Raw genomic sequence first — 23,506 nt, 5'->3', positions numbered from 1 at the left:
TTTCAGCAGACATAGAGCTTTTTGATTTTTCCGTAGAGAATTCAATAATAAATGCGAAAAAGTCAATATTTAAGTATATTCGCAGTATGCTTTCTAAAAAGACTAAATACGGTATTAAAGCCCTGGCGTTTATCGCAAAAAAAGGGGATAGAAAACCGGTGCAAACTTCTGAAATCTCAAAAAGTGAAAATATCTCGCAAAAATTCCTTGAAAGCATACTTCTGGAATTGCGAAAATCGGGATTTTTGGGGTCTAAAAAAGGCAAAGGCGGCGGCTATTATTTAATAAAAGAACCGGAAGATATCCGAATGACTTCGGTAATTAGAGTACTGGAAGGTCCTATAGCGATGGTGCCCTGTGTGAGCCTAAATTATTACGAAAAGTGCGACGATTGCCCCAGTGAAGAAGCCTGTTCTGTTCATAGTTTAATGATCCAGGTTAGGGATAGCACATTAAAAGTGCTGGGCGATAACACTTTAGCTGATATTTCTGCGAAAAAATAAGAATTCAAAAATTAAATGTTAAATACTGAAATTTAGGCCTTTAATAGTTGGTCTGATAAAAAAACAAAGTTACTTTTGTTTTATAACCTACTAATCCGATAGGTTAATAGAATTTAAACGAAGAGAGTATGATACTGGATCAGGCAAAATCTAAAACCACTTATAAAAAAGACAGGACTTCAGAAAAACCCTTACGCAGTATTTTAAAAACAGTGAGTTGGAGAATTGTAGGAACCGTAGATACCATAGTTATTTCGTGGGTTCTAACAGGAGAAATTGAAACTGCACTGGCCATTGGGTCGGTAGAATTGGTCACTAAAATGATCCTGTATTTTGGCCACGAGCGGCTTTGGAATATGATAAGTTTTGGTAAGGAATAAAATATATTTCAGAAAGTATATAAAGTATAGTTAGGCTCGGGCAGGGCCAAAAAATTTGTAAAAGATGAAACGGTACAGCGAAAAAGAATTAAAAATCCTCAACCAGCAGTTTAAAGGAATTACGCCGGCTGAGATTGTACAGTGGGTAGTATCCAACTCGGCCAGGCCGGTGATTACCACTAATTTTAGACCTTATGAAGCTGCAATTTTACACGCAGTTTCAGAGATAGATCCGGTAATAAAAGTAATTTGGTGCGATACCGGTTACAATACTCCTCAAACTTATAAGCACGCAAAGCAGGTGATAGACCAGTTGTCACTTAATGTTAAGCTTTACACCCCAAAGCAAACCGCTGCTTATCGTGATGCACTGTTTGGAGGAATCCCCGATATTAATAATCCGCAACACGAAGAATTTACCAGACAGGTAAAACTGGAACCTTTTTTACGCGCTATGCGCCAGCAAAATCCGGATGTTTGGTTTACAAATCTTAGAAAGGGCCAAACCAGTTTTAGAGATAGTATAGATATTTTAAGCTATAGCAAAGACGGAATTTTAAAAGTGAGTCCGTTTTACCACTGGAGTGACGAAAAACTGGATGCCTATTTAGAAAAACATGAACTGCCAAACGAATTTAAATATTTTGATCCCACCAAAGTTTTAGAAAACCGTGAATGTGGCCTCCACGCTTAATGAATCCCAATGAAAAAAGAGCAGAGTTATACCGAGATGTACCGTTCAAAAATGTGTATTCGCTGCACTTAAAGGAAACTTTTTATAAAAAAATATAGGAAGTCCTTTTAAATGAAAAATCAAAAAAGGACTTTTTTATTAATACCTGTTTTTCAGGTTTCAATTTAAAAATTATCGATAATGCAAAGTTTTAGAACCGAAATAGAAAACCCAATCGTAGAGCAGGATATTCTTGATTTAGAAAAGAAAATCAGGTTGTTTCGTGAGGGAAAAGCAGATGAAGAGAAATTCCGAAGCCTTCGTTTAGCGCGTGGGGTATACGGGCAACGACAGGCGGGAGTACAAATGGTTCGAATAAAACTGCCATTTGGAAAAGTAACTTCAGAACAGCTGCACAGAATAGCGGATGTTTCTGATGAATATTCCAAAGGCCGTTTGCATATCACTACGCGCCAGGATATCCAGATTCACCACGTGAGTTTAGACAGAACACCGGAGCTTTGGGCGCAGCTGGAAAGAGATGATATCACTTTGCGTGAAGCCTGCGGAAACACGGTAAGAAACGTAACCGCTTCGCCAACCGCGGGAATTGATGTAAACGAACCTTTTGATGTTTCTCCATACGCACATGGGACTTTTCAGTTTTTCCTTCGGAATCCAATTTGCCAGGAAATGGGAAGAAAATTTAAAATTTCTTTCTCTTCTTCAGATGAAGATACTGCGCTGAGTTACATTCATGATCTTGGTTTTATCGCCAAGTTGAAAGACGGAAAACGCGGATTTAAAGTGATGCTAGGCGGCGGGCTCGGTTCTCAACCAAGACACGCCGATGAACTCTATGATTTTCTTCCTGTGGAAGAAACCCTTCCTTTAATTGAGGGTGTACTTCGGGTTTTTGATCGGTACGGCGAACGTGCAAAACGATTAAAAGCAAGGATGAAATTTCTTGTAAAAGATATAGGAAAAGAGGCTTTTATGGAACTTGTAGCCGAACAAAACACGGCGCTTTCAAAAAACCATCCTAAATTTGAAGTTGAAAAATTTGAAACTGCACCGCCGCTTCAGGATGTTGAGGTGCCTGCAGTAACAATTGAAGATAAGAAGGATTTTGAAACCTGGAAAAACACCAATGTTCTTCCGCAGAAACAGGAAGGCTTATTTGCGGTTGGAATCAGGGTTCCGTTAGGGGATTTTTATACCGGTGGCGCAAGAAAACTTGCCGATTTGGTAAAGAAATACGCCGGAAATGAGATCAGACTGAGTTTAAGACAGGATATTTTAATTCGTCACGTTCGGGAAGAATTTTTGCCATTTTTCTATTCAGAATTAAAAAAACTGGGCTATGCTGATACCGGTTACGATAAAACCGTAGACATCACGGCCTGCCCCGGTACCGATACCTGTAACCTGGGGATTGCCAGTAGTACGGGAATTGCCGATGTACTGGAAGATGTTTTAAAAGAAGAGTATCCGCAGTTTATAAACGGAAAAGATATCACTATAAAAATAAGCGGTTGTATGAATGCCTGCGGGCAGCATAATATGGCGGAGATCGGTTTCCAGGGAATGTCGGTTAAAGTTGGCAAAACCGTGGCACCGGCACTTCAGGTTTTACTTGGTGGCGGAACCCTTGGGGACGGCCAGGGCCGTTTTGCTGATAAGGTGGTGAAAGTGCCCAGTAAACGCGGGCCAGAAGCTTTGCGATTCTTGCTAAACGACTTTGAAGCAAATGCCAATTCCGAAGAAAAATTTGCGGAATATTATGACAGGCAGGGCAAAACTTATTTCTATGATTTATTAAAAGAACTGGCCGATACTTCAAACCTAACAGAAAACGAATTTGTAGATTGGGGCCACGAAGAACCTTATATAAAAGCAGTAGGAGTAGGCGAATGTGCCGGCGTGGTTATAGACCTTATCGCAACACTTTTATTTGAAAGTGAAGAGAAAATTGATAACGCAAAAAGTGCACTGGAAAGAAAAGCCTGGGCCGATAGTATTTATCATTCCTATACCTCAATCGTAAATTCTGCTAAGGCTTTATTACTTGCTGAGGATGTAAAAACCAATACCCAGGCGGGAATTATTTCTCAGTTTGATGAGCTTTTTGTAGACACCGGTAAAATTGAATTATCGACTTCCTTCAAAGAATTCGCTTATCAAATGAACGAGCACGAGCCAACCGAAGCTTTTGCCAATAAATATTTAGAAGACGCGCATTTGTTTTTAAAAAGAGTGGATGCATTTAGAACAAAGGAGGTACAAAATGTATAATTCACCAAAATTAAGTGTGGTTGGTGCCGGGCCGGGAGATCCGGAACTAATCACCCTAAAGGCTTTAAATACTTTAAAAGATGCGAAAGTAGTGCTTTTTGATGCGCTTATAAACCGTGATCTTTTGGAATATGCACCGCAGGCTGAACATATTTTTGTTGGCAAACGAAAAGATAAACATAGATATTCTCAGGACGAAATAAATGAGCTTATTGTAAAATATGCCCTGGAAAGAGGTCACGTGGTTCGGTTAAAAGGAGGAGATCCTTTTATTTTCGGAAGGGGATCTGAAGAAATCAATTACGCTAAAAGTAAAGGTTTGGAAACTGCAGTTGTTTCCGGGATTACTTCTTCTATTGCGGTACCAGCCAATGTTGGAATTCCGCTAACCCAACGGGGAACTTCCGAGAGTTTTTGGGTTATAACAGGAACCACAACTCAAAAGAAACTTTCAGAAGATGTTCGGCTGGCCGCACAATCTACCGCTACGGTGGTGATACTGATGGGAATGGCGAAACTCGCTGAAATCGTGAACATTTTTAGCTACTACGGCAAAGAAGATACTCCGGTGGGGATTATTCAAAATGGAACTACCGATAATGAAAAATCTGGTTTTGGGACCATTATAAGTATAGAAAAAGTAGTTGCCGAAAAACAACTTACCGCCCCGGCAATTATCGTGATTGGCGAAGTAGTAAAAGAAAGCGGACAGCTTAAAGCAGTTTTTGAAAACGTCAAGGAGTTTGAATTTAAAAATTCCCCCATTGGGGGCTAGGGGGCCTATGGAAGAAAGAAACGAATTATACCCGGTCTTTTTAAAGGTCAATAAGCTGAATATTCTGGTCGTTGGCGGCGGACAGGTGGGACACGAAAAATTGCATTTCCTGTTTAAATCGAGTCCTAATGCTAAGGTGGAAGTGGTCGCAAAATGGTTTTTACCGGAAACAGAAGAACTGGCAAAAAAACACGGCGCAAAATTAACAAAAGGCAGGTATAGAAGAAAATACCTTAAAAACCGTCATTTTGTAATTGCGGCTACGAACGATGCAAAATTGAATAAACGAGTTTACAAACATGCCAAAAAACGTTATTTACTGGCTAATATAGCCGATACGCCCGAACTCTGCGATTTCTATATGGGCGGCATTGTAAATAAAGGCCACGTAAAAATCGCGATTTCCACCAACGGTAAATCGCCTACCGCGGCAAAACGTTTACGGCAATTTTTTGAAGAAGTAATTCCCGAAAATGTAAACCAGATGGTAGAAAATTTAAATGAATACCGAAGTAATATAAAAGGTGATTTTGAGGCGAAAGTTGATCAAATGAATTCTATAACCGAATCTTTAAAAGTTAAAAACAAGAGTGATGATTAAAACAGATATCCTGATAATTGGGGCTGGCCCAACCGGTTTGTTTACCGTTTTTGAAGCGGGATTATTAAAACTAAAAACGCATTTAATAGACGCGCTGCCACAACCCGGCGGGCAATGTTCTGAGATTTATCCTAAAAAACCAATTTATGATATTCCGGCATTTCCTGAAATTTTAGCGGGAGATTTGGTTGGAAATCTAATGGAACAAATAAAACCTTTTGAACCAGGCTTCACTTTGGGAGAACGCGCCGAAACTTTGGAAAAACTGGACGACGGTACTTTTATAGTAACTACCAATAAAGGCACAAAACACCACGCGCCGGTAGTAGCAATTGCGGGTGGATTAGGTTCTTTTGAGCCAAGAAAACCCCCAATCGCTAATATTACCGATTTTGAAGATAAAGGCGTTTCTTATTTTATTAAAGATCCGGAAGTTTACCGCGATAAAAAAGTAGTGATTGCCGGTGGAGGGGATTCTGCATTAGACTGGGCCATTTACCTGGCCGATGTTGCTGCGGAAGTTGCCCTGGTGCACCGTAGAGCAGAGTTCCGTGGCGCATTGGATTCTGTGGAAAGGGTTTCAGAATTGGCTAAACTCGGTAAGATTGAAATGATTACCAATGCTGAAGTTGTTGGCCTTAGAGGTGAAGATCAATTGGAACAGGTGGTAATTAGGCATAAAGATGAAGCCCGCGGAGAGGAATTTAAAGATGTGGATGATTTTATTCCACTTTTCGGATTGTCTCCAAAACTGGGCCCGATTGGAAGCTGGGGACTGGAAATAGAGAAAAACGCGATTAAAGTTGATAATTCTTACGATTATCAAACCAATATTCCCGGCGTTTATGCTATTGGTGATGTAAACACCTATAAAGGAAAATTAAAACTGATCCTTTCCGGTTTTCACGAAGCCGCGATTATGTGTCAAAGTGCTTACCAGCGAATTTTCCCTGATAAAAAATATGTACTTAAATACACCACCGTTGGCGGCGTGACCGGATTTGACGGTAGTAAAAAAGAAGCCAAAAAAGAAGTGGTACAGAGTATTGGCGTGTAAGCACCTGGCTCCGAAGGGGGAATTAATTAGAATAAAATACAATGATTTTTAAAGCTTATTAAGCTCCCCTCCTTTTAAGGAGGGGTGGCCTATAGGCCGGGGTGGTTGAAGCATTTCGTCATTCCTTATTTTAAGTCTTCTATTTTTTGCCGAGAGCCCCTATCATATTCTATTCCACCCTTAATATTAAATTTATGTAAATTTTCTCTGGAATAGAAAATTTTATAATCTCTTGTTTGCATTATCTATTCCGTAAATCTTTATTTTTCCTGAGGTTAAATTTTTCTATTTTCTTCTTTGCAAGAGCTTAAAATTATTAAAGCAATTAATATGATTTGGAGTCTTTTCATTTCAAGTTTATTCAATACACATTCTACCATCTAGCCTTTGTTCCTCTCCTTCAATGCTTAAAGTTGAAAGGAAATAGAAACATCCATCTTCTATCTTTTTCATTTTTACTTTAATTCCACCATTGCTATTTACGAAATGTTGAAATTCTGTTAATTCCATTTTAGTTCCATCATATTTTCCAATGTAAGAACAATCATTAATCCACTTGAGGTTGATAAATTCTGCTTTCTTGTTTTTGTCTGGTAAGCCTTCTTCATTTAAAGGTATTTCAATTTGATAATTCCCGTTTCTTTCGATCCGGACACTTGAAAATCCATCTTCTGCCGGCATAATAAAGTTTCCATTTCTAAAGTCTTCACAATTTAATTCCTGGGCTGTAGAATTTAAAAATGTAAATATTAGTGCGGTAAATAGATATAGTGTTTTCATTGATATTGGTTATGGAAAAGTAGCGGAAATAGGGAGACGGGCTTGTCGGATTAATGCTTTCTTTCCTGGTTTCTAAAATTACACTTTTTCGGCAAAAAGGGTTATTTGCGATGAAACGACTTGGCAATTGTTTATTTAGTTCGAACTATAATGGGATAATACAAAATCTATATAGGAAATCATTGAAATTACTTTTAATGAATTAGTTTCATTTCCATATTGAATATCAACACCGTGTAAAATTTCATGACGGTTTAATCGAATTGGGAATTTTTCAATTTCCTTTTCCCAACTATCAATACTTGCTTTTTTAATTATAGGAGATAATATAAAGTCTGAATATTTTAGATTTTTACTCTCTAATTTTTCTTTAATCTGTGGCAAGTAATTCTTATTTATAAAAAATTTAGCATCTAAAACATCATTACAAATTCCATCAATTTGAGTTAATAATATACAAATAGAAGCGTGGTAAAGTCCTTTATTATGAGCATCAAAAGCTTCATTTAAAATTTGTTTTCTGTTTGAATATTTCTCAGTTAACATTTTTCTAATCTCATCAATTTTACCTCTGTAATAATCTGAAAAATAAAGATCAAGTTTTTCGGGAAGATTATTATAGATATGTTTAAGGCAAGTGTTTATTTTTAATTCACTGTTTTTTGAGAAATCATCTACATACCATCCATATGTTGCAGTTTTGTAGATGACCATTTCAACTTTTTCAGTGTTTAAATGCTTATATTGATCAAATAATCTATTAACCTCATATAGCCTGATTAAAGCTTTAACGAGTGATTCAGATCCTTCTTTAATTTCACTATGATTTACAGAATATTTCATTAATAAATTGTTGTCAAATCCTTGTATTCCTATTTTTACAATCACACGTAAATTACTAGGATAAAATCAGATTCATTTCCAAGCTTCCCTGTAAATCTATTAAAAATTTGTTAATATCGTTTACGGAAAACCCTAACCCGGTATAAGCTTTAGAACTTTGAGGTTTTTTAATAAGCTTTAGCTAAATTTGTTTAAAACAAGATTTATTATGAAGATCAACCTTAAAAGACTTAATAAAGATTATCATTTTGAAACCGTAAACGAGCGTGGAGACATTGTTCATTTAGATAATAAAACCGATGCCGAACCAAAGGGAGCCAGCCCAATGGATTTATTACTGCGAGCCATTGCCGGTTGTAGCAGTATTGATATCGTAATGATTCTAAAAAAGCAACATCTGGAACTGGAAGATCTCCAGGTGGAAGTTGAAGGCTTTAGAGAAGATGGCGCAGTGCCTAATGTTTTTAAGAAAATTCAGCTTAATTTTCTTTTAAAAGGAGATGTGCCTGCGGCGAAAGCCAAACGTGCCGTAGATCTTTCTATGGAAAAATATTGTTCGGTTTCTAAAATGCTGGAAAAAGCAGCTGAAATCAATTATGCGATCACTTTAAATGGCGAGCTTATCAATTAATGAACTCTTTTGAAACCAGGATAGTTAAAACCTGGAAGCCTTCGGTGTTTTTAAGGATTGTTTTTATTATTCTCCTTCTGGGAGGTAGTGCGCTCACATCGATTTTCGAGGTAGAGGAAAAGTGGCTTCGGCTTACCGGTAGTTTTGCTTTTATGCTGGGAATGTTCGGAGCTTTAAGTCAGTCGTTTGTTAAACCCAAATATCTTGGAGATATGGAGATAGATGAAACCAGGGTTAAAATAGATTTAGCCAATTCCAAAAAGGAATTTTTAATTTCCGATTTACGGGAAATTGGATTTAAATATGGAGGTTACGCCAGTTTCTGGAAGTATACTTTATACGGAAATAAAAATCATATTTATTTTACTACGCTTTCAGGTGAAAAATATAATTACGAAATAATTCTTCAGAATAAACAGAAGAAAGAAGAGCTGAAATATTTTCTAAACCAATTAAATACCACTGATTCTATTGAAATTAAGAAGTTTGGTAATTCGGCTTTTTAAGTCAATAGAAACTTTGGAAATTAAAGCAGTATTTGGAAGTAATCTTTAATTTTTCTCCCTTCTTTTTTTTGTTTTATTAAAAATATAATTCAGTAAATCATATAAAATACATTATCCATAAAAATTACTCTTAGCCCTTGCATTTAAATGGCTGTGCCGTATATTTGCTGGTTCAAGTTCATTGTTTATAACATCGTTATCAAGAAAGGTTGAGGGAATAGACCCGTTGAAACCTTGGCAACCCTCCTGTAATGGGAGAAGGTGCTACATTCTACTTCGCTTCTTTGGCGCAGATAGATAACAAGAAAGAATTCTTTCCCGCTTCTTTTTTTGATAGTGATTTTAGATAAAATTATATGTCAAAATTAGAAGAACAACTTCAAAAAAATATACTCATTTTAGACGGTGCCATGGGCACGATGCTTCAGGATTATAAATTTTCTGAAGAAGACTTCCGTGGAAAACGTTTTGCAGATTGGCCGGTTTCCGTACAGGGAAATAACGACCTGTTATCCATTACCCAGCCTGAAGCAATCGCAACAATACACCGCAAATATTTTGAAGCCGGTGCCGATATTGTAGAAACCAACACCTTTTCTGCAACCACCATCGCTATGGCCGATTATAAAATGGAAGAACTGGTAGATGAGCTCAATTATGAGTCGGCCAGGATTGCCAAAGAAGTCGCCGTAAAAATGACTGAAGAAAATCCGGAAAAACCTCGGTTTGTGGCCGGCGCGATTGGGCCCACCAATAAAACCGCCAGTATGAGCCCCGATGTTAACGATCCCGGATTTCGTGCAATTTCCTTTGAAGAATTGCGGGTAGCTTATAAGCAACAAGCCAGCGCTTTAATAAAAGGCGGCGTGGATATTCTTCTGGTAGAAACTGTTTTTGATACCCTAAACGCTAAAGCCGCGCTTTTTGCCATTGATGAACTTAAAGAAGAATTACAGCTAGATATTCCCATAATGGTAAGTGGAACGATTACCGATGCTTCCGGGAGAACGCTTTCGGGGCAAACCGCGGAAGCTTTTCTTATTTCGGTATCGCATATTCCCCTGTTAAGTGTTGGTTTTAACTGTGCTTTGGGTGCTAAACAACTAACACCGCACCTCGAGGTTTTAAACCGTTTTGCAAGTTGTGGTGTGTCAGCTTATCCTAATGCAGGGTTGCCAAATGCTTTTGGAGAATACGACCAGGATGCTGAAGAAATGGCAAGACAGATTAGGGAATATTTAGAAAAGGGTTTGGTGAATATTCTTGGTGGTTGCTGTGGTACCACACCAGAGCATATTAGCGCTATTGCTGAAATTGCCAAAGATTATAATCCAAGAAAAATAGTGAAACCTGAATTTTCCACCGCGTTATGATAGAAACAGTGAATCAAGAAAATATACAGGAAGAAATTTCCCCGGAAAAAGAACAACAAGAGATTAGGCCTTTAAAATTATCTGGTCTCGAACCGCTTATAATTACCCCCGATAGCAATTTTGTAAATGTTGGGGAAAGGACTAATGTAGCCGGTTCCAAAAAATTCCTTCGCCTAATTAAAGAGGAGAATTTTGAGGAAGCCCTGGAAGTAGCAAGAGATCAGGTAGACGGTGGTGCCCAGATCATCGATATTAATATGGACGATGGTCTTATTGAAGGCAAAGAGGCGATGGTAAAATTCCTTAACCTTATTGTTGCCGAGCCCGATATTGCCCGTGTACCCATCATGATAGATAGTTCTAAATGGGAAATTATAGAAGCCGGTTTACAGGTGGTGCAGGGGAAATGTGTTGTGAATTCTATAAGCCTTAAAGAAGGCGAAGCAGAATTTATAGAACACGCTAAAAAAATAAAGCGTTACGGTGCTGCGGTAATCGTTATGGCTTTTGACGAAGTTGGGCAGGCCGATAATTTTGAACGTAGAATTGAAATAGCAAAGCGTTCTTATGATATCCTGGTTAATACAGTAAAACTACCACCAGAAGACATCATTTTTGACCTGAATATTTTCCCGGTAGGTACGGGGATGGACGAGCATAAACGCAATGCCATAGATTTTATTGAAGGAACCCGTTGGGTAAAAGAAAATCTTCCGCATTGCAGTATTAGTGGTGGTGTGAGTAATGTTTCATTTTCTTTCCGCGGAAATAATCCGGTGCGGGAAGCGATGCATTCGGTGTTTTTATATTATGCGATTAAAGCGGGAATGAATATCGGGATCGTAAACCCCGCACTTCTGGAAGTGTATGATAATATTCCCAAAGATCTTTTAGAACACGTAGAAGATGTAATTCTTGACAGAAGAGAAGATGCCACAGAGCGCTTGCTTGAATTTGCTGAAACCGTAGTGGGTTCTAAAAAGGCAAGCAAAGTAGACCTTTCCTGGAGGGAAAATCCGCTTCAGGACAGGATTACCCACGCTTTGGTTAAAGGAATTGACGCTTATATTTTAGAGGATATAGAACAGGCCCGCCAGGAAGCTGACAAACCTATTGAAGTAATTGAAGGTCATTTAATGATTGGAATGAATGTGGTAGGCGATCTCTTTGGAAGCGGAAAAATGTTTCTTCCGCAGGTAGTAAAATCGGCCAGGGTAATGAAGAAAGCAGTGGCCTACCTTCTTCCTTATATTGAAGCAGATAAGTCCAGTAAGCGCTCCTCGGCTGGAAAAGTTCTTATGGCTACGGTTAAAGGAGATGTGCACGATATTGGGAAGAATATTGTAAGTGTGGTTTTGGGCTGTAATAATTACGAAATTATTGACCTGGGCGTAATGGTGCCTCCGGAAAAAATTATAGAAACTGCAAAAGCTGAAGGTGTTGATGCCATTGGTCTCAGCGGATTAATAACACCTTCTTTAGACGAAATGGTTTTTTTAGCCAAGGAAATGGAACGCCAGAATTTTGACGTGCCTTTACTTATTGGTGGCGCCACAACTTCAAAAGCGCATACGGCGGTAAAAATAGACCCGCAGTATAAAAATGCGGTGGCTCATGTGAACGATGCATCGCGTGCAGTCACGGTAATTGGCGATCTTTTAAAGGAAGAAACGCGCACTAAATATATGAGCGATCTTAAAGCCGAATATGATAAATTCAGGCTTAATTTTAAGAAAAGAAGTAAAGTGAAATCTTTTCTTTCAATTGAAGAGGCGCGAAAAAATAAGTATTCCATAGACTGGAAAACCACTCAAATTACAAAACCGAACAAATCGGGAATTCAGCAAATAGATAATTTCGATTTAAAGGAACTGGAAGCTTTTATAGACTGGAGCCCATTTTTTAGAAGCTGGGATCTCCACGGGCGTTATCCGGATATTTTAACCGATAAAGTGGTGGGGGAACAGGCAACTTCTTTGTTCAAAGATGCAAAAGTTTTACTGAAAAGAATTCTGGATGAAAAGTTACTAAAAGCGAAAGCTGTCTACGGATTATTTCCGGCGAATACGGTTAATGATGATGATATTGAAGTGGAATATGAAGAAAATTCCGAAGAAAAAAAGATGCTTTTCAGAACGCTTCGGCAGCAATTAAAAAAACACGGCGGAAAGCCAAATTTTGCACTTTCCGACTTTATTGCGCCAAAGGAAAGCGGAATCCAGGATTATATAGGTTGTTTTTGTGTGACTACAGGTTTTGGTACTGCAGAATTAGCTAAAAAGTTTGAGGAAGATTTTGACGATTATAATTCAATAATGATAAAAGCCCTTGCCGATCGTCTCGCAGAAGCTTTTGCTGAATATTTACACAAAAAAATAAGACGGGAAGACTGGGGCTACGCGCCCGAAGAGAATTTAAGCAACCAGGAATTAATAAAAGAAACTTATAAAGGAATTCGCCCGGCTCCGGGTTATCCTGCCTGCCCAGATCATTTAGAGAAAATAAGTATTTGGGAAATTTTAAAGGTAAAGGAACGAATTGGAGTTGAACTTACCGAAAGTTTAGCGATGTGGCCGGCTGCGAGTGTAAGCGGATATTATTTTGCCAATCCCGAAGCGCGTTATTTTGGCCTGGGAAAAATTAAAGATGACCAGGTGAAAGATTTTGCTGAAAGAAAAGGAATTCCGCTGAAAAAGGCCGAAAAATGGCTTAATCCAAATATTGCAGATTAAGAGCTCTTGCTAGCCTCCCCAAAGGGAAGGAATCGGAAAAAATAAATTTAGATTAATTAATAATCCAACCAATATTTTCCTATTGGATAAAGAACTGGGAAGTATTTATGAAAGTAACAGAACATATAAACCGGGCAAAAGGAGAAACATTGTTTTCTTTTGAAATTGTTCCGCCGCAAAAAGGAAGAAGTATACAGGATCTTTATAATAATATAGATCCACTAATGGAATTTAATCCGCCGTTTATAGATGTAACTACCTCGCGGGAAGAACACGTTTACATTAAAAAAGATGATGGTTTACTGGAAAGAAAGATTACTCGTATGCGCCCGGGTACGGTTGGTATTTGTGCTGCAATAAAGCAAAAATATAATGTAGACACCATTCCGCATGTGCTCTGTGGAGGGTTTACCCGTGAAGAAACCGAGTATTTACTGGTAGACTGTCACTATTTGGGGATTGAAAATGTAATGGCACTTCGCGGGGATGCTATGAAACACCAACGCTATTTTGAACCAACCCACGGGGGGAATTGTTTTGCCAGTGAACTGGTAACCCAAATTAAAGATTTGGGAGAAGGAAAATATTTAAACGAAGTTATTGAATCTAATAACAATGCCGATTTTTGTATTGGCGTGGCCGGTTATCCTGAGAAACACCTGGAAGCTCCTTCTTTACAAACAGATCTAAAACGCCTTAAGGAGAAAATTAATGCAGGCGCAGATTATGTGGTTACACAAATGTTTTTTAATAATAAAGCTTACTTTGATTTTGTAGAACAGGCAAGGGAAGCAGGAATTACTGTTCCCATTATTCCCGGTATTAAACCCATAGCCGTTAAGAGGCATTTGCAATTATTACCACAGGTTTTCAGCATAGATATACCCGAGGATTTAATTAAAAATGTAGAAGCCTGTAAAGATAATAAAGAGGTAAGGAAAGTTGGTATTGAATGGGCCATATCACAATCTAAGGAACTGAAAGCTGCCGGCGTTCCTGTTTTGCATTATTATTCAATGGGAAAAAGTACTAATATTCAAAAAATTGCGAAAGCGGTTTTTTAAAATATTAGGCTACATTTGCGGGTAATGAAGAAAATTACCGCCCTTATTTTTCTTTTCAGCATTTTTAATAGTTCTGCCCAGGAGTTCGGGAAGAACTATTATTCTTTTGATGCCAGTTATTTCTACGGAACCATTGCCGAACATAATCCTGATATTGCCCATTTAATTACCGGGCATCCAACAGGTTTAATTCTTGGTTTTAATAAAAAAAGTTTCGGATTTGAAGATTGGGAAAAGCGCTATAATTATCCCGATGTTGGCGCTTCTTTTACCTATCAGGATATGAAAAATCCCAGTTTAGGTGAAAATTACGGACTCTATGCGCATATGAATTTCTACCTTTTTAAAAGAAATTTAATGTTTAGAATAGGGCAGGGCCTGGCGTATGCTTCCAATCCATATCATCCAGATGATAATTATAAGAATAATGCCTACGGTTCGCGCTTGCTAAGTTCTACTTACTTAATGGCGAATTACAAAAAAGAAAACATTTTTGAAGGTTTGGGACTACAGGCCGGGCTTTCTTTGATTCATTATTCCAACGCCGATTTTAAATCGCCGAATGCCAGTACAAATACCATCACCTTTAACCTGGGAGTAAATTATGCTTTAGATCATCAAAATCTGCCCAATTATATTCCAAAAGGGCCAAGAGAAAAATATACAGAACCCATTCATTTTAATTTTGTGTTCCGAAGTGGCGTAAATACTATGGGGATTATTGGTTCTAAACAATATCCATTTTTAACCTTTTCAGGTTATGCCGATAAGGTGCTTAATCATAAAAGTACTCTGCAGGCAGGAACTGAAGTTTTCTTTTCCAAAGCTATGGAAGAACGAATTTATTACCAGTCGGTAGCTTTTCCTTCCGGAAATACCACCGGGGAAGAGGACTCTAAAAGAGTAGGGGTTTTTGTTGGGCACCAATTAAACTTCAATAAATTATCGGTAATCACGCATTTGGGGTATTATGCGTATTATCCCTACGAGCATTTTGTAGATCAATTATATAACAGGATTGGTTTGCAAAGAAAAATCACCGAAGATCTTTGGGCATCGCTTACCGTTCGCTCTCATTATGCGAATGCCGAAGCCGTAGAATTTTCAATTGGCTATCGTTTATGAGTAAACAAGCTTGAGCGGAAGTTTGTAGTTTGGGGCAAGCGGAATTGTATCCTTAGAAGCTTGTGGAATAATAATTTCTTTTAAATATTTTTTGAGGGTAATTACCCTTTTTTATCTATTATATGAATTATATGACATATATTTACAGGGTAAATTCTATTTTTTATGAATGAGTCAAGTTTAGATAATCTATTGAAGTCAATTTTCTCTGACAGCGAAGACCTTGATGTCAGAGGGGAATTTGAGCAGAAATTAAATGAGTATAATATAAGTAAAACAAAAGCACTAAAACTGCTGAAAATTGATAAGGATGTTTTTGAACAGATTATCTCAGGTACTGCGAAACAACCTAATTTAATTCATGTTATTAAACTTGCTGAGTTTTTAAATATTGAAATTAATCGATTCGTTCAAGCGGTTTTAAAAAATCAAAATGAAGAGAATATAACCTCGATTGATAACGCCAGAAAGACCACTTTCTTGTTGAAGAATTTTGATGTTAAAATGTTAACGAAATTAGGCTTTTTTGAATCTGATTATGGAACGGATGAACTTATACGAAAAGTTTTAGAATTTTTCGGATACGAGTCTATTCAAGAATATGAGCAGCAGTTAGAAGAACCTCTATACAGCCAAACTAAAAGAAATTTTTCGGATAAAATGAAAGATTTCTGGGTAAAGTCAGCTTATCAAACCTTTAAAATCATTGATAATCCTAATGAATATGACAGGGGGAAATTAAAAGATTTGATAATAAAATTAAAACCTTACTCACAAGATGTTCAGAATGGGTTATTTACTGTGTGTAAAGCTTTATATAACATTGGAATTACGGTAATCTTTCAAGATTACTTCTCTACCACACAAGTTAGAGGTGGGACATTTATAATAAACGGTAAACCTTGCGTAGTAATTACAGATTTTAATAAAAAATATTCAACAATCTGGTTTACACTTATGCATGAACTGCATCACGTTTTATTTGATTTTGATCTGATTGAGAAGAATAGTTTTCATCTAACAGGAGACGATGATTTATTTCTTATAGAGGAAAAGGCAGACTCTTTTGCAAGAGATTACTTTTTATCTGTAGATAAATTCAAGTATATCAAAAAGTACATTAATAACCCTTTTTTAGTTTCAAAATTTGCAAATGAAAATGAAATTCATGAGTCATTAGTGTACACATTCTTTACTTGGTACATGAATAAGCTATACGGTAAAAGTTATCACGGAGCGTTTCGCGAGTTTTATCCAAATTATAAAAATGCAGTGGGTAAGTTAAATCCAATCGCTTGGAATGATGATAGTATAAAAGTAGCAAGCGAAAGAATTAAAAATATATTAGAAATTAAATAAAGGATAGCATGGCTAAAGAGAATAACAAAAAAAGGAAAAAAGATAAGTTATCCGAAGCGGATATTGAGCGAATGGAATTACTGCAAAGGGCGAACGAAAAAGTCGGTAAACAGTTATCTATAAATACTGAAAAAGGTAATCTTGAGGAAGTAGATGAATTGAGGGAACTTATTGGTAAAGAGTTTGAAGATCCTGAGGAAAAGTATAATATTTATTACAGAGGTATAAGAAGACTTTTGATGGACTTTTTGCCTAAGGGTCAAGAATTTAAAGAAGCAAGAGATATTATTTATGACGAAAAAAATATCTTTTTAAATCTGGGTAAAAAGAAATCAGATAATAATGGTATTAGAAAGTCAGATGGGCGTATGACATTTCAACCTGTTATGAATGAAATCCTGGATGTTATCGTTCAATGGGTGTCTGAATCTCAGAATCCATTTGATCTTTACAGAGAATTTTATGAACTAAACGAAAGACATGGTTATGGCCATGAAAAATACGATAAAACTTCTCTTAGTATAGCAAAATCCATGTATAACTTAAGTGAAAAGGATCAGGATCTTGATTAAAAATTGCATCAAGCAGGTTTTAGGAATAGCGATATTGATTTTTGTCTTTTTAGGATGTGATTCTGAAGAAGCGCCGACTTGTGTAAAGACTTCCGGAGAAATTATTTCTGAAGAATTTAGCGTTGATGCATTTGAAGAAATTATCGTTTATGAACGTGTAAAATTGTTTATTGAACAGGGCGATGAATATAAAGTGGAGATCGTAACCGGGGAGAACCTTAAAGAAAATGTTTATGCTGAAGTTGTAGATAACCGACTTGAACTGAGAAATGAAAATTCCTGTAATCTTTTTCGTGATTACGAGATCACAAAAATCTATGTGACTACACCAACTTTAAACTGGTTACAGAATAGCAGTGACAGCGCGATTGAAAGCTTAGGAACGCTTGACTTTCCTGAACTTTGGTTGCGGTCTTTTAACCAGGAACGAGATCCCGATATTCATACCAATGGAGATTTTATCCTTGATCTTGAAGTTGAAAACCTAAGAATTACCAACGACAATATTTCTAATTATTTCCTAACCGGAAACGCCGAAAATGTAAATCTGTTTTTTGCAAATGGTGACGGCAGGCTGGAAGCCGAAGAGCTGATCGTTCAGCATTACGATATTTTGCATCGAGGAACCAACAAATTAATTATCAATCCGCTGCAGTCTTTAAAAGGTGATATTTTTGGTTTTGGAGATATAATTTCAAAAAACCGGCCACCAGAGGTCGATATTGAAGAACACTACACCGGCCGACTAATATTTGAAGCCCCCTAACCCCCGAAGGGGGAACTCTCAGCGCTTCGGAAATGATTCCCTGAAAAATAAATACTTCAAACTTTAAAAGAAATCTTTGCAGGTAAGAACAAACTAAACTCCCCCTTTGGGGGCCTGGGGGGCTGTGAGTTCCGCGAACAGGCTTTCTAAATTCTTTGTTTTTTGATTTAGCTGTAAAGTTTTTAATCCATTATCGTGGGCGAAATCGAATACTGCGGGGCGCATATCTTTTTTGGTGTCGAACGTGAGTTCATAGGCAAATCCGCCTACATTTTTAGCTGAAATTAGGTTTGGAATTTTCTGAATGGCCACTTGCTCCACCCTGTAATCGAATTCCACTAAAATAACCTGTTCATTTTCTTCCCTTAAATCTTTTAAATTTTTATCGGCAACTACCTTTCCTTTATTAATAATAATCACACGGTCACAAACGGCTTCAACTTCCTGCATAATATGAGTAGAAAGAAATATGGTTTTTCCAGATTTTTCCTTTCCAATATTTTTAATAAGGTTCCTGATTTCCACCAATTGATTTGGGTCCAATCCAGTGGTAGGTTCGTCTAAAATCAAAACCTGGGGATCGTGCAGCAGGGCAGTGGCAAGACCAACACGTTGGCGATAACCTTTAGAAAGCTGCTCTATTTTTTTATTGGCTTCGGGTTTTAGCCCTGTGAGTTCTATTACTTGCTCAATTCGGGATTTATCGGTTTTAAAGATCCTGGAATTAAATTCCAAATATTCCCGAACGTACATTTCAGTATATAATGGATTGTGTTCTGGCAAATACCCAATTTGCTGTTGAATTTTATGTAAATCGTCTTCAAGGGAAATTCCGTTTACTTCCGCTTTTCCTTCCGAAGCAGTTAAATAACCGGTAAGGATTTTCATTAAAGTGGATTTTCCGGCGCCGTTTGGCCCCAAAAAGCCAACAATCTCTCCTTTGTTCAGCTTAAAAGAAACGGAGTCCAGCGCTTTTTGTTCACCATAAAACTTTGAAATTCCTTCAACATAAATAGACATAGCAAGCATTTTTTCAAAAGTAAGGATTTTTAACGCGCCAATAATAGTTCAAATTTAGATATAAAGGGTTTCAGAAAAGTCATCTCGTTAGGAATTTCGGAATTACTAAGTGATTATTTTGAAAGCTATTATAAATCTTTCGATGAATCTTTATAAAAAAAATAAAGTCTGTAAAAAGCTTATGAAAGCTTAAAAAAATCTAAAAAATGGTTTTTGTTTAGGTAATAATATTCTAATTTAGCCCCATAACAACGAAACAATGAATCACTTAATTAGCTGGAACGCATTTTACTTTTTTTATTTCTATTTCAGAGATAGGAACGGGAATGCTATGTAATTAAGTAAGAAATTATATAAAAAAGTCCCGATAAACATCGGGACTTTTTTTTTACTCGATAATCGAGATTAATTAGAAATTAATGGATAAAATTATCGCAATTCAGGGAGTGCAAGGCTCATTTCACCATTTGGTGGCCCAGGAATATTACCACCAGGAGGTTGAGGTTTTAGAGTGCATGTCTTTTGCTGAACTTACTAAAAGCCTTTTAAACGGTGATGCTACCGAAGGGGTGATGGCTATAGAAAACTCTATCGCCGGATCAATTTTGCCGAATTATGCACTTATAGATGAGAATAATCTAAAAGTGGTTGGCGAGCATTATATCCCGATAGATATGAATTTTATGGCTATGCCGGGACAAAAAATAGAGAATATTAAAAAGGTCTATTCGCACCCTATGGCACTTTTGCAGTGCAAGGAATTCTTTAAAAAACACCCACATATTAAGTTAATTGAAGACAGTGATACGGCCGAAGTAGCGCGAAGAATTTCAGAAAAAGGAAGTACAAAAGTTGCGGCGGTAGCGAGTAAAGCAGCGGCACAACTATTCGGACTGGAAATTCTTGCAGAAAGTATTCATACCAAGAAAAGCAATGCGACTCGTTTTTTGATTATCAGTACTAAGAAAAAAGAGCCAAATGGCGATAAAATAGATAAAGCTTCTTTAAAATTTGAATTGGAAAGTAGGCGTGGTAGCCTGGTTTCAGTATTGAATATTTTACGGGATTTCAATCTGGATATGACCAAAATACAGAGTATGCCCATTATAGAATTTCCGTGGAAATATTCATTTTTTATCGATGTGACTTTTGAAGATTATTCCGAATTCCAGAAAGCGATGGATATTCTAGAAGTAATGACCGAGCGATTAACAATTTTAGGAACCTACAAAAACAGTTTGTAATGATAGAGCAGGCAAAAAGGTTGAGCAACGTAAAAGAGTACTATTTTTCTACAAAATTGAAGGAAGTGCGTGCAATGGCAGCTGCCGGAAAAGATATTATTAATCTTGGTATTGGTAGCCCAGATTTGGCGCCACCGCAACAGGTTATCTCAGCTTTAAACTCAGCTTTGGTAAATACCGGTGCTCACCAATATCAGCCGTATAAAGGCACGCCAGATTTTAGAAATGCCATTGCTGAATTTTACCAAAATCATTACCAGGTTTCCCTGGATGCTGAAACTGAGATCCTTCCGCTTATGGGAAGTAAAGAGGGAATCACCCATATTTCTATGGCTTTTTTAAATGAAGGCGATGAGGTATTAATTCCAAATCCCGGATATCCAACTTATTCTTCGGTTACTGAACTTGTAGGCGCCAAAGCAGTTTATTACGATCTAAATGCTGAAGGAAACTGGTTGCCGAATTTGGAAGAATTGATCCAAAAAGATTTGAGCAAAGTAAAACTTATGTGGGTTAATTATCCGCATATGCCAACCGGAGCTTCTGCGAATGAAAAGCTTTTTGCTGATTTGGTAAAGTTTGGAAAGGAAAACAACATCTTAATTGTCAATGATAATCCGTACAGTTTTATCCTGAACGATAACCCAAAAAGTATTTTAAAGGCTGAAGGAGCTAAAGACATAGTTTTAGAACTGAACTCTTTAAGCAAAAGCTTTAATATGGCCGGCTGGCGAATAGGAATGCTCTGCGGAAGCGAAAAAAACCTAAATACGGTTTTAAAAGTAAAAACCAATATGGATAGCGGAATGTTCTATCCGCTTCAGGCGGGTGCTGCAGCGGCATTGCGCTTAAACGGAGAATGGTTTTCTGCCCAAAATGAGGTTTATCAAAGCAGAAAAGAAAAAGTATTGAAATTAGCTGAAGCTTTGCAGTGTAAACCTGAAAAAGACCAAACCGGAATGTTCGTTTGGGCCAAGGTTCCGAAGGGAACAAACGCAGAAGCTTTTGTAGATTTTCTACTGAATAAATATCACATTTTTACCGCGCCGGGTTTTATTTTTGGAAGTAATGGCGAAGGTTATATAAGATTTTCACTTTGCGCTACGGAAGAGAATATTCAACGAGCTATAAAAAGAGTTACATCATGAAAGTTCAAATAATAGGAATAGGACTTATAGGCGGATCTTTTGCACTTGATATTAAATCGGCTTTTCCCGAAGCTGAAATCTACGGAAGCGATGCTGATGAAAAGAATTTAAAAAAAGCGAAGGAACTCGGTATTATAGATCACTTGGCTCATATTGAAGATGTTCAGCACGCTGATGTTGTTTTGGTGGCAGTTCCCGTAGATGTTGCAAATAAAGTGGTGACAGAAGTTTTAGACCTGGTGATTGAGAATACGCTGGTTTTTGATGCCGGGTCTACAAAATCGGGGCTTTGTAAAGAGATCGCTAATCATCAAAACCGTAGAAATTTTTTAGCGGCTCACCCTATTGCAGGAACCGAGTTTTCCGGGCCTGAAGCGGCAATTTCTAACCTGTATAGGAATAAAACAAATATAATTTGTGAAGTTGAAAAAACAGCTTTTAAACTTCAGGAAAGAGCGCTAAACATCTTTCAGAAACTGGGAATGCGAATTCGATATATGGATCCGGTTTCGCACGACAGGCATATTGCCTACGTCTCGCATCTATCACATATAAGTTCATTTATGCTTGGAAAAACGGTTTTGGAAAAAGAACGTAACGAGCGTGATATTTTTGATTTGGCGGGCAGTGGATTTGCTTCTACGGTAAGACTTGCCAAAAGTTCGCCGGCAATGTGGTCGCCAATATTCAGGGAAAATAAGGAGAATGTGCTGGAAACTTTAACTGAATATATTAATAACCTTACGCATTTTAAAGACTTGCTGGAAAATGATGATTTCCAGGAAGTTTATAATGAAATGCAACGCACCAATCATATTAAATCAATTTTAAACGGAATAAATTAAAAATCAGGATTAAATTTTAAATTATGGAAAACAACAAAGAACAAAGAAAGTGGCTTGACGATTTCGGATTAGATCATCCGCTAGTAATCGCAGGGCCTTGCAGCGCTGAAACCGAAGAACAGGTTTTAAAGATCGCTCACCAGTTAAAAGATACCGATGCCACGGTTTTACGTGCCGGAATTTGGAAACCCAGAACCAGACCGGGAAATTTTGAAGGAGTTGGAGCGCTAGGTTTAAAATGGTTAAAAAAGGCCAAAGAAGAAACCGGAATGCTAACCACTACTGAAGTTGCGAATGCACACCACGTAGACCTTGCTTTAGAAAACGATGTGGATATTCTTTGGATTGGCGCCAGAACAACGGTTTCACCGTTTATTGTTCAGGATATCGCTGATGCTCTTAAGGGCACCGATAAAACTGTATTGGTGAAAAACCCGGTAAATCCAGATCTTTCACTTTGGTTGGGAGCTGTGGAAAGATTTCATACTGCCGATATCAAAAATTTAGGAGTAATTCACCGTGGATTTTCTGCTTACGAAAAAACCAAGTACAGAAATAACCCTGAATGGCAGATCGCTATTGAGCTTCAGAATAAATTTCCAGATCTTCCTTTAATTTTAGATCCGTCACATATTGCAGGACGTAGAGACATTATTTTTGATCTTTGCCAGACTGCTTTAGACCTGAATTACGACGGACTTATGGTTGAGACCCACCACACTCCCGATGATGCCTGGAGTGACGCTGCACAGCAAATCACCCCCGCAACACTTGTTCAGATTATGAAAGATTTGAAAATTAGAAAAGAGGTTTCAGAAAGTGAAGAATTTCAGAATAAATTAAGCACTTTAAGAGCTAAAATTGATGTAGCCGATAATCAATTGATCGAGCTGCTTTCAAAAAGAATGAAAATTTCTGATGAAATTGGCCAGGTGAAAAAAGCACAGAACGTTTCGGTTTTACAAACCAAAAGATGGAATGAAATTCTTGGGAATATGGTTTTGGAAGGAGAGCAACACGGATTAAGCGAAGAATTTATTCTGCGTTTATTTAAAGCGGTTCACCAGGAATCTATTAACCACCAGGAGAAAATTATGAAAGCTTAAGAATCTTGTTTTCCATGATTTTTGGTTTAAAGGCAAGTAGTGAATGTTGCATTTGCTATTTTAGCAAAGTGGTTGTTTGAAAAAAATTAAAGGACGTCATCCTGTCCC

23 protein-coding genes and 1 riboswitch are annotated in these 23,506 nt (G+C 37.4%); of the genes, 20 read left to right on the top strand and 3 right to left on the bottom strand.

From position 1 onward, the window contains the following. Positions 1-86 precede the first annotated feature (86 nt). The 7 genes from B4F31_RS05990 (at position 87) to B4F31_RS05960 (ending at position 6,284) form a co-directional block, all read left to right on the top strand. On the top strand, positions 87-503 hold the full coding sequence (locus B4F31_RS05990) for an RrF2 family transcriptional regulator (protein ID WP_075327842.1): 417 nt from the start codon (positions 87-89) through the stop codon (positions 501-503). A gap of 128 nt (positions 504-631) precedes the next feature. Next, positions 632-883 (top strand): DUF2061 domain-containing protein, encoded by a 252-nt coding sequence (locus tag B4F31_RS05985; RefSeq protein ID WP_075324805.1) that lies wholly within the window; start codon positions 632-634, stop codon positions 881-883. A 64-nt stretch (positions 884-947) separates the two neighbouring features. After that, positions 948-1,577, top strand: a complete 630-nt coding sequence (locus tag B4F31_RS05980; RefSeq protein ID WP_286760887.1) for a phosphoadenosine phosphosulfate reductase family protein — start codon at positions 948-950, stop codon at positions 1,575-1,577. Positions 1,578-1,757: 180 nt separating this feature from the next. After that, a complete protein-coding gene (locus B4F31_RS05975) occupies positions 1,758-3,851 on the top strand; it encodes a HEPN domain-containing protein (RefSeq protein WP_075324803.1) in 2,094 nt (697 codons plus the stop codon). Continuing rightward, positions 3,844-4,626, top strand: a complete 783-nt coding sequence (gene cobA, locus B4F31_RS05970) for a uroporphyrinogen-III C-methyltransferase (RefSeq protein ID WP_075324802.1) — start codon at positions 3,844-3,846, stop codon at positions 4,624-4,626. Before B4F31_RS05975 ends, cobA begins: the two co-directional genes overlap by 8 nt. A 7-nt stretch (positions 4,627-4,633) precedes the next feature. After that, positions 4,634-5,227, top strand: a complete 594-nt coding sequence (locus B4F31_RS05965) for a precorrin-2 dehydrogenase/sirohydrochlorin ferrochelatase family protein (RefSeq protein ID WP_057480526.1) — start codon at positions 4,634-4,636, stop codon at positions 5,225-5,227. Beyond that, positions 5,220-6,284: an NAD(P)/FAD-dependent oxidoreductase gene (locus B4F31_RS05960; protein ID WP_286760886.1), complete on the top strand. Its 1,065-nt coding sequence runs from the start codon at positions 5,220-5,222 to the stop codon at positions 6,282-6,284. The genes B4F31_RS05965 and B4F31_RS05960 overlap by 8 nt, the downstream gene beginning before the upstream one ends. Before the next feature lie 357 nt (positions 6,285-6,641). Here the strand turns inward: B4F31_RS05960 and B4F31_RS05955 are convergent, their stop codons facing one another. Together B4F31_RS05955 and B4F31_RS05950 are read right to left on the bottom strand one after the other, a co-directional pair. Continuing rightward, positions 6,642-7,064, bottom strand: coding sequence for a hypothetical protein (locus tag B4F31_RS05955; protein WP_075324800.1), 423 nt, complete (start codon positions 7,062-7,064; stop codon positions 6,642-6,644). A 135-nt stretch (positions 7,065-7,199) separates the two neighbouring features. Then, positions 7,200-7,907, bottom strand: coding sequence for a hypothetical protein (locus tag B4F31_RS05950; RefSeq protein WP_286760885.1), 708 nt, complete (start codon positions 7,905-7,907; stop codon positions 7,200-7,202). Between the two features lie 208 nt (positions 7,908-8,115). Here B4F31_RS05950 and B4F31_RS05945 point away from each other — a divergent pair, with 208 nt between their 5' ends. From B4F31_RS05945 to B4F31_RS05905, 9 genes are all read left to right on the top strand, one after another. Further along, positions 8,116-8,538, top strand: coding sequence for an OsmC family protein (locus B4F31_RS05945; protein ID WP_075324798.1), 423 nt, complete (start codon positions 8,116-8,118; stop codon positions 8,536-8,538). Further along, positions 8,538-9,044: a hypothetical protein gene (locus tag B4F31_RS05940; RefSeq protein WP_286760884.1), complete on the top strand. Its 507-nt coding sequence runs from the start codon at positions 8,538-8,540 to the stop codon at positions 9,042-9,044. Before B4F31_RS05945 ends, B4F31_RS05940 begins: the two co-directional genes overlap by 1 nt. 193 nt (positions 9,045-9,237) lie before the next feature. Then, a riboswitch (SAM riboswitch) is annotated at positions 9,238-9,348 on the top strand. A 52-nt stretch (positions 9,349-9,400) separates the two neighbouring features. Beyond that, positions 9,401-10,417, top strand: coding sequence for a homocysteine S-methyltransferase family protein (locus B4F31_RS05935; RefSeq protein WP_286760883.1), 1,017 nt, complete (start codon positions 9,401-9,403; stop codon positions 10,415-10,417). After that, positions 10,414-13,149 carry a methionine synthase gene (gene metH / locus B4F31_RS05930; protein WP_414706122.1) on the top strand — a complete coding sequence of 912 codons (2,736 nt, stop codon included), beginning with the start codon at positions 10,414-10,416 and terminating at the stop codon, positions 13,147-13,149. Before B4F31_RS05935 ends, metH begins: the two co-directional genes overlap by 4 nt. Before the next feature lie 107 nt (positions 13,150-13,256). Then, a complete protein-coding gene (gene metF, locus B4F31_RS05925; RefSeq protein WP_286760881.1) occupies positions 13,257-14,213 on the top strand; it encodes a methylenetetrahydrofolate reductase [NAD(P)H] in 957 nt (318 codons plus the stop codon). A gap of 24 nt (positions 14,214-14,237) precedes the next feature. Beyond that, positions 14,238-15,338, top strand: coding sequence for an acyloxyacyl hydrolase (locus B4F31_RS05920; RefSeq protein WP_286760880.1), 1,101 nt, complete (start codon positions 14,238-14,240; stop codon positions 15,336-15,338). 165 nt (positions 15,339-15,503) lie between these two features. Continuing rightward, positions 15,504-16,697: an ImmA/IrrE family metallo-endopeptidase gene (locus B4F31_RS05915; protein ID WP_286760879.1), complete on the top strand. Its 1,194-nt coding sequence runs from the start codon at positions 15,504-15,506 to the stop codon at positions 16,695-16,697. An 8-nt stretch (positions 16,698-16,705) separates the two neighbouring features. Next, a complete protein-coding gene (locus B4F31_RS05910) occupies positions 16,706-17,269 on the top strand; it encodes a hypothetical protein (protein ID WP_075324792.1) in 564 nt (187 codons plus the stop codon). Positions 17,270-17,303: 34 nt separating this feature from the next. Further along, positions 17,304-18,035: a head GIN domain-containing protein gene (locus B4F31_RS05905; RefSeq protein ID WP_286760878.1), complete on the top strand. Its 732-nt coding sequence runs from the start codon at positions 17,304-17,306 to the stop codon at positions 18,033-18,035. Between the two features lie 93 nt (positions 18,036-18,128). On the opposite strand, the gene gldA is transcribed toward B4F31_RS05905, so the two are convergent. Further along, positions 18,129-19,055 (bottom strand): gliding motility-associated ABC transporter ATP-binding subunit GldA, encoded by a 927-nt coding sequence (gene gldA / locus B4F31_RS05900; RefSeq protein WP_075327839.1) that lies wholly within the window; start codon positions 19,053-19,055, stop codon positions 18,129-18,131. Between the two features lie 419 nt (positions 19,056-19,474). Here gldA and B4F31_RS05895 point away from each other — a divergent pair, with 419 nt between their 5' ends. From B4F31_RS05895 to B4F31_RS05880, 4 genes are read left to right on the top strand one after another with little or no spacing between them, the layout of a single operon-like run. Then, a complete protein-coding gene (locus tag B4F31_RS05895; RefSeq protein WP_075324791.1) occupies positions 19,475-20,299 on the top strand; it encodes a prephenate dehydratase in 825 nt (274 codons plus the stop codon). Continuing rightward, positions 20,299-21,447: a pyridoxal phosphate-dependent aminotransferase gene (locus B4F31_RS05890; protein ID WP_075324790.1), complete on the top strand. Its 1,149-nt coding sequence runs from the start codon at positions 20,299-20,301 to the stop codon at positions 21,445-21,447. The genes B4F31_RS05895 and B4F31_RS05890 overlap by 1 nt, the downstream gene beginning before the upstream one ends. Then, entirely contained in the window at positions 21,444-22,292 is an 849-nt protein-coding gene (locus B4F31_RS05885; RefSeq protein ID WP_286760877.1) for a prephenate dehydrogenase, read from the top strand. The genes B4F31_RS05890 and B4F31_RS05885 overlap by 4 nt, the downstream gene beginning before the upstream one ends. A 23-nt stretch (positions 22,293-22,315) precedes the next feature. Then, positions 22,316-23,398: a bifunctional 3-deoxy-7-phosphoheptulonate synthase/chorismate mutase type II gene (locus tag B4F31_RS05880; RefSeq protein WP_057480513.1), complete on the top strand. Its 1,083-nt coding sequence runs from the start codon at positions 22,316-22,318 to the stop codon at positions 23,396-23,398. The last annotated feature ends 108 nt before the right edge of the window (positions 23,399-23,506 follow it).

The organism is Salegentibacter sp. UBA1130 (assembly GCF_002311535.1).
GTDB lineage: Bacteria > Bacteroidota > Bacteroidia > Flavobacteriales > Flavobacteriaceae > Salegentibacter > Salegentibacter agarivorans.
This window is presented reverse-complemented; position numbering and strand designations above follow the sequence as displayed.